Here is a 16,317-nt window from a genome sequence, read left to right as displayed (position 1 = left end):
TTTCGGCCTTAGAATTTAGTATTTCGACTTTTGCTTTATGAGGAGACGCAATTATGCCAATTGAACTTGAAGACCGCGGACAGGCTCTGGAGAACGAGTATTTCCGCAGACAGGAACAGGAACTGATCGCCAAGATGAAGGCGAAACTGGAACAGGAAGAATCGAAGAATCTTGCGATCGGCTGTCCGAAATGCGACGGCACGCTCGTCGAGGCTGATTTTGAGAGCATCAAGATCGACGTTTGCGACAAGTGCAGCGGAGTTTGGCTCGACGCGGGCGAACTCGCACAGGTCGTGGACAAAGAAAAAGGCGACGACGGAGGCTGGTTCGGCAAGCTGTTCGGTTAAATGAGCTATAAAAACCACATTTTTGTGTTTTGGGCCGCGGCCGTCATGGCTGTTTTTTGCGGGGTGTCGATCGCCCAAACGCCGTCGCCAACCCCGTCGCCAACGCCGATCCCGATGGCGGCAAACGTCAAGGAATACAAGCTCGCCAGCAAACTGATGGGCCGCGAGATGCCGTACCGCGTCGTTTTCCCGGGCGATTACGATGTTGACGGCGGGCCGCAAAAGCGATTCGCCGTTATTTATCTGCTCCATGGCCTAACGGGAAATTACCGCAATTGGACCGATCTGACCAGAGTAGAAGAATATGTCAAAGACCACAGCTTCCTGGTCGTTACGCCCGAAGGCGGCAACGGTTGGTACACCGACAGCGTTGCGAATGAAAAAGATAAGTACGAAAGCTACATAATTCAGGAGCTGATACCGGAGATCGACAAGAATTTCCGCACTATTGCGACCCGCGAAGGCCGGGCCGTGGCAGGGCTTTCGATGGGCGGATACGGAGCGGTGAAGTTCGGCTTTAAGTATCCCGAAAAATTCTTCATTATCGGCACTTTCAGCGGCGCATTAGGCGTTGCATCGTTCACCGCCGGCAACTCAGGCCAGATCGGGCGAAGCATTGACGGCATCTTCGGACCTGCAGATTCGGATTCGAGGAAAACGAGCGATATCTTTGGTATGCTCCGCGAGATGAATGCGGACAAAATAAAGGCACTTCCTTTCATCTATCAGTCGTGCGGGAACGAGGATTTTCTGATCCAGAACAACCGCGACTTTATGGCACTGCTTTCAGAAAAGAAGGTACAGCACGAATACAGGCAGTTGCCGGGGATCCACTTCTACACTTTTTGGGACGACCAGATCAGGGAATTTTTGGCTGTCGCCCAACGGAAAATTAAAAAATGATTATGCTGAGAAAACTTAGTATTTCTTTGGTCTTGGCTTTGGTGTTTTCGGCTGCTGTTTCTGAAGCCGCCGCTCAAGAGCGGACCGTGATCCGCGACCGCAAGGCGGCTGCGATGCTGCTGGGCAAACACAAAATGTCGCTGCAGTGGATCAGCTGGGACTATTTCGGCACAGCGACAGTGACGAATTCCCGCGGTGTCTACCGCATTAAAGGCGAACAAAAAGGCCGAGGTGCCGAGAAAGGGGCTTATGTGATGATCGACGGCGTCATACGTTCGATCTCCGCCAGAGAGTTCGTTTTTGACGGCCGTATCGAGACGTATGTGAACCACATAAACAGCGGAAACCCGTGTGTTCGCGAGGGCGAGATGGCCTTCGCTATCACGGGCAAACGCAAATATTGGCGTCTGCAGCAAATGCAGAATCCGTGCGACGAAGTGACGGATTACGTCGATATCTATTTCCGCGGAGCCTAGCGGGTAAAGTGAAAAAGCGAAAAGGTGATAAAGTGAAAAAGCGGCTCGGTTTCGGGCCGCTTTCTATTGATGATCATGTGCAGAACGAAAAGTTTCTTATTCGCGTTTTCGGCGATCCTTGCGTTGTCGGCGATCGCCGCAGGGCAGACAGAGCAGCAGAAACGGATCGGCGAAATTCAGGCCGAGCTGACGAAAGCCAAACTCGACGGTTGGCTGTTCTACGATTTCCGCGGCAGCGATCCGCTTGCACCAAGGATACTCAAGACCGAGCGGCTCGGCGGTTCGCGGCGGTGGCTCTATTACGTTCCGGCGAAAGGCGAGCCGGTAAAGGTCGTACACGCCATCGAACAGGAACAGCTCGCCGCTCTGCCGGGCTCTAAGCTCGTTTACCGCGAATGGTCGCTGCTGAAAGATCAGGTTGGGCGTGCGATGTTCGGCGGCGGCAAGCCTTCGCCGCTTCGCATTGCGATGCAGTATTCGCCGAACAATGACATCCCGTACATCTCACGGGTTGACGCCGGAACCATCGAAATGGTGCGGTCACTGGGCGTGATGATCGAAACGAGCGCCGACCTCGTGCAGAAGTTCGAGGCCGTTTGGACGCCCGAACAGCTTGCGATGCACATTGAGGCTGCGGGCAAGCTGCAGCGGATCATCATTGAGGCATTCGGTGAGATCAAACGCCGCATCAATGCTGACATACCGACGACCGAAATAGACGTGCAGCAGTTCATGATGAAGCGTTTTTCGGAAGAAGGGATGAACCCTTCGCCGATGATCGTCGCCGTAAATGCCAACGCCGCATCTCCGCATTATTTCCCGCGGGGCGAGAGAAATGCGCCAATAAAACGCGGCGATCTGGTGCTGATCGACTCCGTCACGAAACTCTCCAAACCCAAAGCTCCGGCGGTTGACCTGACGTGGGTCGGCTACGTCGGCGATACCGTGCCAGTGGAATACACCAAGATCTGGAACATCGTTTTCGAGGCACAGCAAACTGCGTTCAATGCCGTCCGTGATGCGTTTCGATCCGGCAAGCCGATAACGGGAGCCGAGGTTGACGACGTTGCTCGTGCCGTTATTCGCAAGGCCGGTTATGCGGACGAGTTTCTGCATCGCACCGGCCATTCCATCGGCGAGGAAGGCCACGGTAACGGAGCGAATATCGATAACCTGGAAACGCGCGATTCGCGGCGGTTGATACCGGGAACGGCATTCTCGATCGAACCCGGAATTTACCTTGCAGGGCGTTTCGGTATCAGGTCAGAGATCGACGTTTACGTCAGCGAACGCGACGCCGTCATCACCGCACCGTTCCAGCGTGAGATCATTCCGATACTGAAATAGTCGGGACTCACTACAAAGCGTACAGAGGGCACAGAGAAAAAACGGCCTGACGGGGAAGGTGCAAGACCGTTTCGATGACGTATGTCACGAACGGCAATTGTCTCTGTGTCCTCTGTGTGCTCTGTGGTGAAAAAAGTAGAATGTAAGCATGTTAAATTTTGCCATTGAGACGGCGAAAGATGCGGGCCGCGTGTTGATGGAAAAGTTCGGCCGCATCGAGGCCGTTACAAAAAAGGGTGACATTAACCTCGTGACCGAGGCTGACCTTGCATCTGAGGCATTGATAATCGAGCGTATCAAGTCGCATTTTCCCAAGCATTCCATTCTTGCCGAGGAAGCAGGCAACGCCGTCATCATCGGTGACGACGGCGGGCATAAATGGATCATCGATCCGCTGGACGGGACGACGAATTTTGCACACGGCTATCCTTGTTTCTGCGTTACGATAGCGTTGGAACACGAAGGCAGGATCGTGCTGGGCGTTTCATACGATCCGACGCGTGATGAGCTTTTCGCCGCGGAACGGGGACAAGGTGCCACGCTGAACGGAAAGCCGATGCGCGTGTCGGCGACCGATTCGCTCGGTGATGCGCTTATCGTTACGGGCTTCCCATACGACATAAAACGGCGCGATGATTTTGCACGTCATTTGACGCAAATGCTACTAAGCTGTCGCGGAGTTCGCCGCGACGGATCCGCAGCGATCGATCTGGCGTATGTCGCGTGCGGACGGTTTGACGGCTTTTGGGAAGAGGGGCTGAATCCGTGGGATATGGCAGCCGGGATCCTGCTGATCGAAGAGGCCGGCGGCCGCGTCAGCAATTACGACGGTTCTGAATTTGACCTCTATCAACCGCCCATACTTGCCTCGAACGGCCGTATTCATGTCGAGATGTCCTCGATACTTCGGTGAACGGCTTTATCCTTGCCGTCTAATCAATTATCCTTTTACCGATGTCGTGGTTTCGCAGAGATAAGCCAAAGATCGAGAGCCCGGACGACGAAGAGCGTACTGTTCGCACGGAAGGCATCTTCGTCAAATGCCCGGAATGCGATTCGGCACTTTATCGGCGTGAACTCCGCGATTCGAAGGAGGTCTGCACTCATTGCGGCTATCATTTTCGCTACACCGCCGAGAACAGGTTGAAAGACCTGTTCGACGACGGCCGCTATGAGACGCTTTTCGATGAGATAACCTCAGCCGATCCGCTCGAATTCGTCGATTCGAAACCATACAAAGATCGTATTGAACAGGCGAAGAAAGTTTCGGGCCTGCCCGAAGCTATCGTTTGTGGCAAAGGCATGGCCGGCGGTCACCTTGTTTTCGCCGGTGCGATGGATATGTCCTTCATCGGCGGCTCGATGGGTTCTGCGGTCGGCGAAAAGATCACGCTGCTGATCGAAGCCGCTATGGATGAAAAAGGCGCTGTCGTTATCTATTCAGCTTCGGGCGGTGCCCGAATGCAGGAAGGCACATTGTCGCTGATGCAGATGGGCAAGATATCTGCGGCCCTCGCACGGCTGCACGAGATGCATCTGCCGTATATTTCCGTTCTAACTGATCCGACGACCGGCGGCGTTACGGCCAGTTTTGCGATGCTCGGCGACGTGAATATCGCCGAACCCAAGGCTCTCATCGGCTTTGCAGGGCCGCGCGTTATCGAGCAAACCATCCGCCAAAAGCTTCCGAAAGGTTTCCAGCGGAGCGAGTTCCTGCTCGAGCACGGTATGGTGGATATCGTGGTCGATCGCCGCGAGATGCGCGATACCATCATTCGTGTTTTGGATTTCATGATGAACCCGCAGGCAGTCATATAAACTCCGAAATTGAATTTCCCAGAATCCGAAGCCTACCTTTACTCGCTCGGCAATGAGGTCGAGGCGATGAAATTGGGCCTCGACAATATCCGTACACTGCTCGCGGGGCTTGGCGAACCGCAGCGAAAATATCTCAAGGTTCAGGTCGCGGGGACGAACGGCAAAGGCTCTGTCTGTGCTCTTCTCGAGTCGGTCGCCCGCGAAGCGGGAATTTCCGTTGGGCTGTTCACGTCGCCGCATCTCATTTCAATAACCGAACGCATCCGCATCGACGGCGTTGACATCAGCGAAGATGAATTTGCGATGTTCGCTTCGATCGTCCGCGAAACTGCCGAGCAGCTTCTCGATGAAAGTTCGCTTCAATATCGTCCGACATATTTCGAACACATAACGGCGATGGCGTTGCTCGCATTTGCAGATGCGGGCGTGGAACTCGCCATTCTCGAAACAGGCCTCGGCGGACGGCTCGATGCAACGACCGCCGCAAACGCCGAAATTGCCGCGATAACGCGGATCGACCTCGATCATCAGGAATATCTCGGCGACACCATTAAACAGATCGCCGCGGAAAAGGCAGCTATCATTCACGAAAAGACCAGAGCGGTCATCATCGGCAGACAGAGGCCGGCGGTTTTGGAAGTATTTCGGCAGAGGCTGCGTGAACTTTCGTTTCCGCCGAGTCGTGTGAGGGAATGCGCGGTTGTTTTTGACGAGAGCTCGTTGGGAAACCCGATCAGAAAACTGCCGGCGGAAACGGGATTGCTCGGCAGGCACCAGATAGAGAACGCTGAGACCGCCGTTCTTCTGGTGGAAGCACTGCGGCAGCATTTCACCATCACCGACGATGAAGTGCTCGTCGGCCTCAGGAATGCCAAACATCCCGGAAGGCTCGAATATATCGGTAATTTTCTGCTCGACGGGGCCCATAATCCCGCCGGAGCGAAGGCGTTGCGAAGTTTCATCGAATTCAACGAAAAGCGTCCTATCACACTTGTTTTCGGTGCGATGCGGGAAAAGAATGTCGCTGAATTGCTGGGGGTCTTAGCTCCGCTTGCGAAACGTGTGGTGCTGACGCGGCCTTCAAATTCACGTGCGCTGTCATCCGAAGAATTACTTGCCGAATTGCCCGGCAACATCAACAAAGACGCGGTCAGTACGACCGACAATGTTTTGGACGCGGTTGCCGTTGCCCGCGGCATCACGCCCGCAGATGGCGTGATTCTTGTCGCAGGTTCGCTGTATCTTGTCGGCGAGGTTCGTAGAATCATCACTCGTCATCCGTCACGGTTGAAACTTTAGGCATTTCGAACGAAACTTATCTTATGTACAAAGTTGTCTTGATACGTCACGGCGAGAGTCAATGGAACAAGGAAAACAGGTTCACGGGCTGGTACGACGTCGATCTGTCGGAAAAGGGAATTGCCGAGGCAAAAGCCGCCGGGCAACTGCTGAAAAGCGAAGGTTTCGTGTTTGACGAGGCATACACTTCGGTGCTGAAACGTGCGATCCGCACGCTGTGGCTGATTCTCGATGAGATGGACGCAATGTGGCTGCCGCAGACGAAATCGTGGCTGCTAAATGAACGGCATTACGGCGATTTGCAGGGACTCGACAAAGCTGAGACAGCGGCGAAGTACGGCGACGATCAGGTGCTGATCTGGCGTCGCAGTTATGACATTCCGCCGCCCGAATTGGACCCGAGCGACGAGCGTTATCTCGGCAACGATCCGCGTTATGCCGGCATTGAGAATTTCCCGGCGACCGAATGCCTGAAGGATACTGTCGAACGCGTCGTGCCGTATTGGGAAAGCGAGATAGTGCCGAAGATCCGTGCAGGCAAACGCCTGATCATCGCCGCACACGGCAACAGCCTGCGTGCATTGGTCAAACATCTCGACGGCATCGCGGACGAAGATATCGTCAGCCTGAACATACCGACCGGCGTGCCTTTGGTGTACGAACTTGATGCCGATATGCGGCCAATTTCGAGCAGCTATTTGGGCGATCAGGACGCGATCCGTGCCGCACAGGAAGCGGTCGCGAATCAGGGAAAAGCGAAACAATAGGAATCGACGATTTCGTCGGAAAACGTCGGAAATAGTATTCAAACTTTTCGGGATGCAATGAAATCAAAGCATCGGTTCGCAACAGGCGTGCGGGCCGATGCTTGAAGTTTTTGGAGGGAACGAAAATGAAAGCCGTAAAGACATTCGCAGCAGCTATCGTCATAACGTCAATATTATCAAGCTTTACGCTTGCACAGACGCGCCGCCAGCCGACGCTTTCCGACTTGGACATCTCACGCGGGCTTAAGGCGGCCCTCGATAAGGGCGTCCGTGCTGCAATCAAAGACCTCGGCCGTCAGAATGGTTTTCTCGGCAACGACCGCGTCCGAATTCCGTTGCCCGACAGCCTGAAAAAGGTCGAGGGAACGATGCGATTCCTGGGACAGGGCAAACGCGTCAACGAGTTCATAGCGTCTATGAATCACGCCGCCGAAAAGGCGGTGCCCGAGGCTGTCGATATCTTCGTCGATTCGCTTGGCCAAATGACGTTTACCGACGCCCGCAATATCCTCTTCAGCGGTCAGGACGACGCCGCGACGCAGTTTTTCCGCAGAACGAGCGAGGAAAGGCTGCGTGTGAAATTCCGCCCGATCGTCGAGGAATTCACCGAACAGGTTGGCGTCACACAGCAGTACAAATCGCTGATCGGGCGCTACGGGCGATTCGGTTCGTTCCTCGGTCAGGACGCGACGGACATCGACGGCTACGTTACGCAGAAAGCTCTCGACGGCCTGTTCCTGCTCATCGCCGACGAGGAAAAACGCATACGCCGCGATCCTGTAGGCAGAACGACCGCAATACTGAGGACGGTTTTCGGCGTACTTAGGTAAACAATATCACCGGGAGGAAAAGGGAAAAGCGAGGCTCACATCTCGCTTTTTCTTTTGAGCGCTCTTATACTTTTCGCTTCGTATGCTCTGGCAAAAGGCCGCCTTTTTTCTAGCGATCGCATTTCTCCTCTCACCGTGGGGCTCGCCTTATATGGCGTTGGCTCTTGGAATGGCGATGGCGCTGACCATCGGGAATCCTTTCCCGGACCTGACTGGCAAACCCGCGAAATATCTGCTCCAGGCCTCGGTCGTGATGCTGGGTTTTGGAATGAATCTGGAGGCGGTCGTCAAGGCAGGCCGCGGCGGGATCGCATTCATAGTGGCGGTGGTTTTCGGTGCGTTGATACTTGGTTTTGCGCTAGGAAAGCTGCTCGGTGTTTCGTCAAAGATCCGCACGCTCATTTCGTGCGGTACAGCTATTTGCGGCGGCAGTGCCATCGCGGCGGTCGGGCCGGCGATAAAGGCTGAGAACGACGAAATGTCCGTCTCGCTTGGCACGGTATTTATACTCAATGCGATCGCTCTTTTTCTTTTTCCTTTGATCGGGCATTCGCTGGATATGTCGCAGAGCCAATTCGGGCTGTGGGCGGCGATCGCCATACAGGACACGAGTTCGGTGGTCGGTGCTTCGAGCAGCTACGGTACAGATTCGTTGGCCGTTGCGACGACAGTAAAGCTCGCGCGAACGCTTTGGATCATACCGCTTGCGCTCGCGTTGGCATTCGCCTATCGCGACCCCGAGGACAAGGCAAAGATCACGCTGCCGTGGTTCATTTTCTTCTTTGTCGGTGCGGTGGCGGCACGGACTTACGGTTCGTCACACGTTTTGCCGAGCATTTTTGATGCGCTGGTAAACCTTGCAAAGGCAGGGCTTATTGTGACGCTGTTCCTGATCGGCCTCGGAATGACGCGTGAAATGCTCTCCAACGTCGGCTGGCGGCCTTTCGTTTTGGGATTGGTGCTTTGGGTTATCATTGCGGGCGGCTCACTGTGGGCGGTGCTTAGCTTTGCATGACGGCGGCTGATATAATGCTCGTTTCGGCGATGTACGAAGATCGCGACTGTAATGAGCATCGACAAGATCAGCGTCCGCGGAGCGCGTCAGCACAATTTGAAGAATATCGACATCGATATTCCGCGCGATAAATTCACCGTGATCACGGGACTGTCGGGCTCCGGAAAATCCTCGCTCGCTTTCGACACCATCTATGCAGAGGGCCAGCGTCGATACGTTGAATCGCTGTCGGCATACGCTCGCCAATTCCTCGACCAGCTAGAAAAACCCGACGTCGATTCCATCGAAGGCCTCTCGCCGGCGATCTCAATAGAACAAAAGACGGTATCGAAAAGCCCGCGTTCGACGGTCGGTACCGTGACGGAAATTTACGATTATCTGCGGCTGCTTTTTTCGTCGATCGGCCAGCCGCATTGCCACCAATGCGGGACCGCCGTTACGCGGCAATCGGTCGAACAGATCGTCACGGGAATTCTCGAACTGCCCGAAGGCGAACGCGTAATGATTCTCGCTCCGGTCGTTCGCGGCCGCAAAGGCGAGTTCAAGAAGGAGCTTGAAAAGTTTCTAAAGGACGGATTCATTCGTGCCCGCATCGACGGAGAGATGCGTGCTCTGGACGAAGAGATACTGCTCGACAAACGCCGCAACCACACCATTGAGATCGTTGTCGATCGTCTGCTGATAAAGGACGGCGTCCGCGAACGCCTGACCGAATCGGTACGGACGGCGTTGCGGCTGACGAACGGCGGCGTGCTTGTTTCGATCGTGGACGGCGAAGAAAAACTCTACTCCGAGCGAATGGCTTGCGTAAATTGCGGCATCAATATCGCCACGCTTGAGCCTCGTTCGTTCTCGTTCAATTCGGCTTACGGTGCGTGCAAGCGTTGTCAGGGTATCGGCACCGTGATGGAGCTCGACGCCGGAAAGATAATCACCGACGAAACGGCGACCGTGCGCGAGATGGAATTCCTAGGCGGTGCGGACCGCTCGGGTGCGACGTTCCTGCGATCGGCTCTGATGGCGATCATCGAGCGATTCGTCGACGGTGACAAACTCGAACCGCCGAAAGTTGCCAGTGTAAAGACCCGTACACGCAAAACCAAGCGGAAAAAGGCCGGCTTAAAAGACGAGGGCGACGCCGAAAAAGCTTTGGTCGACACGAAGTATCGCGACCTGCCGGACGAGATAAAGAACGCATTCCTGCATGGGACGAAACGGCGGCTGACGTTTCGGCAGGGCGATTACAAATATGAGAGCGATTGGCGCGGTGCGATGCGGGCGATGCGTGAAAGGCTTGAACATCCGCCCTCGGAAAAGATCCGCGAAGCTCTGACCGAGCTTGTCGCTCCGGTGCCGTGTCCCTCGTGCCAAGGTGCGCGTCTGCAGCCAGAGAGCCTCGCCGTTCGCATCAACGGCCTCGGGATCGGCGAATATACGGCATTGCCGGTCAGCGAGGCGGTTCAGCGTTTTGCGGAAGTAAAACTGACCGAGCGCGAGGAAAAGATCGCCGGACTGGTGCTGAAAGAGATCAACAGCCGCCTTCGATTTCTTGACACCGTGGGGCTCGGTTATCTGACGCTCGACCGTGCGTCGGGGTCGCTTTCGGGCGGCGAGGGGCAACGCATTCGGCTAGCGACGCAGATAGGTTCGCAGCTTCGCGGCGTTCTGTATGTGCTCGATGAACCTTCGATCGGTCTGCATCCGCGTGACAACAAACGCCTCTTAGATACGCTCCACGAACTCCGCGACCTCGGCAACACGGTGCTCGTCGTCGAACACGATGAAGAGACCATCGAACACGCCGATTACGTCGTCGATCTCGGGCCGCTCGCGGGTTCACACGGCGGCGAGGTCGTCGCCGCGGGCACGCCAAAAGAGATCGCGAAATCGAAAACGTCGCTGACCGGCAAATATTTGAAAGGCGATGTCAGCATCGAGATACCTGAGCTTCGACGTCTGCCGAACGGCCAGCGGATCACCGTCCGCGGGGCACGCGGGCATAATCTGAAGAACATCGATGTCGAATTTCCGCTCGGGCTGTTGACGGTCGTTACGGGCGTTTCCGGTTCGGGCAAATCGACGCTGGTCGAAGACATTCTTTATCCCGCACTTTACCGGCACGTTTACGGTTCGAACATCCAGCCGCTCGCACACGACGCTATCGAAGGCCTGGACCTCGTTGACAAGATAATCGAGATCGACCAGTCGCCGATCGGACGCACGCCTCGTTCTAATCCTGCGACATACACGGGACTTTTCTCTCCGATACGCGACCTTTACGCGATGCTGCCGGAATCGCGACAGCGTGGCTATAAGGCTGGTCGGTTTTCGTTCAACGTCAAAGGCGGCCGCTGCGAGGCGTGCGAAGGCGGCGGACTGAAACGCATCGAGATGAATTTCCTGCCGGACGTTTACGTCACCTGCGACGTCTGCCGCGGCCATCGTTACAACCGCGAAACGCTCGCCGTGAAATTCAAAGGTCTATCGATCGCCGACCTGCTTGATACCACAATTGAGGACGCTCTGCCGCTGCTTGAGAACATTCCCGCGATCGCGTCAAAACTGCAAACTCTCCTCGACGTCGGCCTGGGCTATATCAAGGTCGGCCAATCATCGACGACGCTTTCCGGCGGCGAGGCACAGCGCATTAAACTCGCAAAAGAACTCTCAAAACGCGCGACCGGCAAGACCATCTACATCCTCGACGAACCAACCACCGGACTTCACTTCGCGGACGTTCATAAATTGCTCGACGTGCTTCAAAAACTCGTCGATACCGGCAACACCGTTATCGTCATCGAACACCACCTCGACGTCATCAAATCCGCCGACCACATCATCGACCTCGGCCCCGAAGGCGGCTCCGCCGGCGGCAAAATTGTCGCCACCGGAACTCCGGAACAGGTCGCAAAGGTCAAGAGATCATTCACCGGACAGGCGTTGAAGTCAGTACTGTAATTTTTTAATTAATAGCCGATATCATCTCGCGGACGGCTTGCGCGAGGCCGACGAAGACAGCACGGCTGATGATGTTGTGGCCGATGTTGAATTCGGTTATTTCGGGAATGGCGGCGAGTGCGGCGACGTTGCGATAGGTCAGGCCGTGGCCTGCGGCGACGATCATTCCGAGGCTTTTTGCGTGAACGGAAGCTGCCGCGATGCGTGAAACTTCAGCGGCGGCTTTTTGCGCTCCTTCGCCGTGGGCGGCACGCGAAGACAGCGTCAGCTCTGCGTATTCGGCGGTGCAAAGCTCGACCTGTTGGGCACCTGCACGTTTTGCAGCGTCGATCTGGTCCGTGTCGGGGTCGATGAAGATGCTGACGAAAATACCTGCATCGCGCAGGCTATCGACCGCTTTTTTGACTGTCTCAAAATTCTTTATCACGTCTAGCCCGCCTTCGGTCGTTACCTCGCCCGGATTTTCCGGGACGAGCGAAACGGCGTCGGGCTTTGTCCGTGTAGCGATGGAAATCATCTCGTCGGTAGCCGCCATTTCGACATTCAGATAAGTAGTAACAACATCGCGGAGCAGTTCGATATCGCGGTCCTGTATGTGACGACGGTCCCCGCGCAGGTGTACCGTGATGCCGTCGGCGCCTGCCTGTTCACAGATGACGGCGGCGGTGACGATCGACGGTTCAATGGTTTTACGGGCCTCGCGGATGGTGGCGACGTGGTCGATATTTACGTTGAGCTTCGCGGTCATAATATAGATTTTGCCACAGAGTTCACAGAGAGCACAGACGAATAGAACCAGCTTCTCGGTGATCTCGGTGGCTATCCTACATCGTAAACTCCGCGTTTGGAGTTGCGGCGGATCTGGCGGACCTCGTCAAACATTCGCACGCTATCGCGTAGCACGTTGACCTTGCTGCGGTCGTCGTTGTTCCAGCGGACGGGAATTTCCTGCAGCCGCAGGCCATGGAGGCGTGCGACATAGAGAAATTCGACGTCGAAACCAAAACGCTCGATCTGCATCACGTCGAGCAGAGGGCGGAATTTGGGCATCGAGAATGCCTTAAAACCGCACTGCGTGTCCCAGAAAGGCATTCCCGTCATCAGACGAACGACGAGGTTGAAGACCTTGCCGCCCTGTTCACGCCGCCACGGCTGATGTGTTCCGATCAGCGAACGGTCGAGCGCACGCGAGCCGAAAGTTACGTCGAACTTGCCGTTCTTTATCGGATCGACCAGCTTGTGCAGCTCTTCGATGGGCGTTGAAAGGTCGGCGTCGGAGAAAAGAACGATATCTGCTGCGGCGGCGAGCATTCCAGTCTTTACGGCGTAGCCTTTACCGCGGTTCTTTTCATAGTGAACGGTGCGGCCTCCAAATTCGGGATATTCAGAAAAGACGGCATCCGCGGCCGCAGTTGTATCATCTGATGAACCATCGTCCACGACGATGACCTCTGCAGTAAACGGCTGCGATCTGAGGTATTCGATGACAGTACGCAGCGGACCCGATATGCGGTCGCTTTCGTTATACGCAGGAATGATGATGGAGAGGTCGGGCTGCATGAAAAGTAAAAGGCTAATGGTAAATGTTGGTTAAGAAAAAGTAAATAAATAGTCAGCTTCCATATTTCGAAACGAAAAAATCGACCTGGCCGATGTGATATATTGTTGTGAAAGGCATTTGAGCCGAAATGGACGCCCGTAAGCGGCGTTTCCGCGAATATGAAATACGCTGCCATAGCAGTTTTGACGATACTTTTGGGTGCCCTTGCCGGCGGGCTTTTTGGGCGTCTTCCGTCTGAACGCACGGCGGCGACAGGCGATGCATCCGGGCTGGTGGCCGACTATGCCGAGGCATTGCAGCTGATCGACGAAAGCTACGGCGGCAACGCGAACCGCGAAAAAATGGCCGACGTATCGATGCAGACCATGCTGTGGTCGCTCGATCCGCATTCGGCGTTTTTCACGCGTGAAGAATTTCGCAAGCTCGACGAAGAGCAATCATCACAATTCTACGGTATCGGCGTTTCAATATTTCAGCATCGCGACGGCGTTTACGTTCAGGCCGTAATTCCGAATACGCCGGCGGCAGATGCAGGCCTGCGGTATGGCGACCGGATCCTGAAAGTTGACGGAAACGACGCGCTCGAATGGACTAGCAGCGAGGTGTCTCGAAACGTCCGCGGTGAACGCGGTACGCGTGTCCGCATCGAGATCGACCGTTTGACGTCGCCTGAGCCTATCGAGCTTGAGATCGTCCGCGGCGGTGTTCCGCTGCCTTCCGTTCGCAATTTTTTTATGCTGCCAAATGGCGTCGGCTACATAGGGCTGACCGGCGGCTTTCAGCAGACGACATCGCAAGAGGTCACATTGGCGATGGAAGAGCTCAAATTGCGTGGAATGAAGAGCCTTATTCTCGATCTGCGCGGAAACCCGGGCGGTATTCTGGAACAGGCAGTTTCTGTCGTCAGCAAATTTGTTCCTGAGGGCAAGACTGCCGTATCGGTTCGCGGTGCTTCGGCGGCTCCGGTGCGTGAACTAAAAACCTCGGGCAGCGGTCGCGAGGACATACCGCTTGTTGTCATGATAAACGGCGGCTCGGCATCGGCTTCGGAGATAGTCGCGGGTGCTGTTCAGGATTATAACCGCGGATTGGTCGTCGGCAGCGAGAGTTTCGGAAAAGGGTTGGTTCAGCGTATCTTCCGGCTGCCTTACGGTACAGGTTTGACGCTGACAACGGCGCGTTACTACACACCTTTCGGGCGTTCGCTGCAGAGGGATTATTCAAGCGGTTCGATCTATGATTACTACACTCATGGCGAGGATCTGCCCTCCGAAAACGGCACGGCAACGGAGCCTAAGCCTATCGGTTCCCCCGTAACACTGCCGGACGGCAGGACGCTTTTGGGCGGCCGCGGGATCGTGCCTGACGTGGCTGTTCCGCAGGCGACGCCTAATCCGTTGAGATCGAGAATAAACGAGGCCGCGTTCCATTTTGTGCGTCAGCTCGTCGCGGGGCGAATACAGGGGTTTGATACGTTTCGCATCGAAAAGCAGACGTTCAAGGCAAATCTTCAGCCTAACGAATTTGCCGTATCGGACAAGCTTTTCGACTCGTTTCGCGGCTATGCGGCCAATGATCCGAAAAACGGCCTGACACCGGCAAACATCAACGCACTGGCAGACCACGCGAAGATGCGTATCAGACAGGAGATAGCGACGGCGAGCTATTCCACAGAGGCCGGGACGCAGGTGCTGCTCGAGAATGATCCGCAGATCCTGAAGGCAATGGAAATGATGCCTCGTGCCGTCGAACTCGCCGCGAAAGCAAAGCAGAACAACCTCAACTAACCTCTGATGTCCAGGCGTTTTCCGGTTTTACCGCGTGTAACGTAAAATAAGACATAACTTTGGCAGTTTCGAAAGTATGTATAAGCAAATAGGCGTATTGACAGGCGGCGGCGATGCGCCGGGGCTGAATGCGGCGATACGTGCGGTCGTAAGGACCGCGATCGGCGAATTCGGGATGAAATGCATCGGCATCGAGGACAGCTTCGAAGGCATCCTCGGCGAAACTCATACGCGAATACTGAACACCGCTGCAGTAAGCGGCATCCTGCCGCGAGGCGGCACGATATTGGGGACGCGAAACCGCGGCAGTTTCGTGAAGATGATCGACGGTAAACCGACCTTTGTCGATATGCCGATCGGCGAAGCCCTGGCAAACCTGGACATCCTCGGGATAGAGGCTCTTGTCGCCATAGGCGGCGAAGGCACGCTGGCGATCGCCGAGCAGTTCCACAAACGCGGATTTCCGGTCATCGGCGTTCCAAAGACCATCGATAACGACCTCGCCGCGACGGAACTAACGTTCGGTTTCATGACGGCCATTGACATTGCCACGGAAGCTCTGGATAGGCTGCATACCACCGCCGCATCGCACGACCGTGTGATGGTGCTTGAGGTGATGGGACGAAATACGGGCTGGATAGCTCTTCACGCGGGCCTTGCCGGAAGCGCGGACGTGATCCTGATACCTGAGATCCCTTTCTCGTTCGATTCGATCGTCCGAAAGGTGCGTGCCCGCGAGGAAAGCGGGTCGAAATTTACAAACATCGTTGTCGCCGAAGGTGCGGTCGAATTGGGCAAACGTGAGATGTATCAGGACGAGAAGAACATGCGGCTCGGCGGTGTCGGAGCTTATGTGAGCGAAAAGATACAAGAGATGACCGGCAAGGAATCCCGCTGTGTCGTATTGGGGCATCTGCAGCGGGGCGGCAGCCCGAACGCCTTTGACAGAATGCTGGGGACGAACTTCGGCGCGTGTGCGGTCCGGGCTCTGGCAAACGGCGAATCAGGCAAGATGGTCGCTTTACAGGCAGGCACAGTCGTTACGGTGCCGATCTCCGAGGCTTGTGCAAACGTCAAACAAGTTGCGGTTGACGGCCAACTTGTGCGGACAGCTCGCGACATCGGAATTTCGTTTGCGGCACCGAAAGAATCAAAGCTGGGCGAAGAGGAAATGTTCGAGGTGCGTACGAGCGGCTCATAGGTGAAGAA

Annotated in this window: 15 protein-coding genes; 13 read left to right on the top strand and 2 right to left on the bottom strand. The window is 55.5% G+C overall.

The features are described 5' to 3' along the window. Positions 1-53 precede the first annotated feature (53 nt). From IPM50_05990 to uvrA, 11 genes are all read left to right on the top strand, one after another. On the top strand, positions 54-347 hold the full coding sequence (locus IPM50_05990; protein ID QQS34124.1) for a zf-TFIIB domain-containing protein: 294 nt from the start codon (positions 54-56) through the stop codon (positions 345-347). Beyond that, positions 348-1,250, top strand: coding sequence for a hypothetical protein (locus IPM50_05985; protein ID QQS34123.1), 903 nt, complete (start codon positions 348-350; stop codon positions 1,248-1,250). 2 nt (positions 1,251-1,252) lie between these two features. Then, entirely contained in the window at positions 1,253-1,726 is a 474-nt protein-coding gene (locus IPM50_05980) for a hypothetical protein (GenBank protein QQS34122.1), read from the top strand. 75 nt (positions 1,727-1,801) lie between these two features. Continuing rightward, positions 1,802-3,073 (top strand): M24 family metallopeptidase, encoded by a 1,272-nt coding sequence (locus tag IPM50_05975; GenBank protein ID QQS34470.1) that lies wholly within the window; start codon positions 1,802-1,804, stop codon positions 3,071-3,073. Between the two features lie 148 nt (positions 3,074-3,221). Continuing rightward, on the top strand, positions 3,222-3,986 hold the full coding sequence (locus IPM50_05970) for an inositol monophosphatase (GenBank protein ID QQS34121.1): 765 nt from the start codon (positions 3,222-3,224) through the stop codon (positions 3,984-3,986). 41 nt (positions 3,987-4,027) lie between these two features. Beyond that, positions 4,028-4,891, top strand: a complete 864-nt coding sequence (locus tag IPM50_05965) for an acetyl-CoA carboxylase carboxyltransferase subunit beta (protein ID QQS34120.1) — start codon at positions 4,028-4,030, stop codon at positions 4,889-4,891. 9 nt (positions 4,892-4,900) lie between these two features. Beyond that, positions 4,901-6,190, top strand: a complete 1,290-nt coding sequence (locus tag IPM50_05960) for a bifunctional folylpolyglutamate synthase/dihydrofolate synthase (GenBank protein QQS34119.1) — start codon at positions 4,901-4,903, stop codon at positions 6,188-6,190. Positions 6,191-6,213: 23 nt separating this feature from the next. Continuing rightward, a complete protein-coding gene (gene gpmA, locus IPM50_05955) occupies positions 6,214-6,957 on the top strand; it encodes a 2,3-diphosphoglycerate-dependent phosphoglycerate mutase (GenBank protein QQS34118.1) in 744 nt (247 codons plus the stop codon). Positions 6,958-7,082: 125 nt separating this feature from the next. Further along, complete coding sequence (locus IPM50_05950) at positions 7,083-7,787, top strand: DUF4197 domain-containing protein (GenBank protein QQS34117.1); 705 nt, start codon at positions 7,083-7,085, stop codon at positions 7,785-7,787. Positions 7,788-7,869: 82 nt separating this feature from the next. Then, a complete protein-coding gene (locus tag IPM50_05945; protein ID QQS34116.1) occupies positions 7,870-8,802 on the top strand; it encodes a putative sulfate exporter family transporter in 933 nt (310 codons plus the stop codon). A gap of 51 nt (positions 8,803-8,853) precedes the next feature. Further along, positions 8,854-11,760, top strand: a complete 2,907-nt coding sequence (gene uvrA / locus IPM50_05940) for an excinuclease ABC subunit UvrA (protein ID QQS34115.1) — start codon at positions 8,854-8,856, stop codon at positions 11,758-11,760. Positions 11,761-11,764: 4 nt separating this feature from the next. On the opposite strand, the gene IPM50_05935 is transcribed toward uvrA, so the two are convergent. Beyond that, entirely contained in the window at positions 11,765-12,511 is a 747-nt protein-coding gene (locus IPM50_05935; GenBank protein QQS34469.1) for a pyridoxine 5'-phosphate synthase, read from the bottom strand. A 68-nt stretch (positions 12,512-12,579) separates the two neighbouring features. Next, on the bottom strand, positions 12,580-13,320 hold the full coding sequence (locus IPM50_05930; GenBank protein ID QQS34114.1) for a glycosyltransferase family 2 protein: 741 nt from the start codon (positions 13,318-13,320) through the stop codon (positions 12,580-12,582). A gap of 159 nt (positions 13,321-13,479) precedes the next feature. Here IPM50_05930 and IPM50_05925 point away from each other — a divergent pair, with 159 nt between their 5' ends. Further along, the gene (locus tag IPM50_05925) at positions 13,480-15,108 is read left to right on the top strand and encodes a S41 family peptidase (protein ID QQS34113.1); all 1,629 of its coding nucleotides are present in this window, start codon (positions 13,480-13,482) and stop codon (positions 15,106-15,108) included. Between the two features lie 76 nt (positions 15,109-15,184). Then, positions 15,185-16,309: a 6-phosphofructokinase gene (locus tag IPM50_05920; GenBank protein QQS34112.1), complete on the top strand. Its 1,125-nt coding sequence runs from the start codon at positions 15,185-15,187 to the stop codon at positions 16,307-16,309. The last annotated feature ends 8 nt before the right edge of the window (positions 16,310-16,317 follow it).

The organism is Acidobacteriota bacterium (assembly GCA_016700075.1).
In the GTDB taxonomy this organism is placed as follows: Bacteria; Acidobacteriota; Blastocatellia; order Pyrinomonadales; family Pyrinomonadaceae; genus OLB17.
This window is presented reverse-complemented; position numbering and strand designations above follow the sequence as displayed.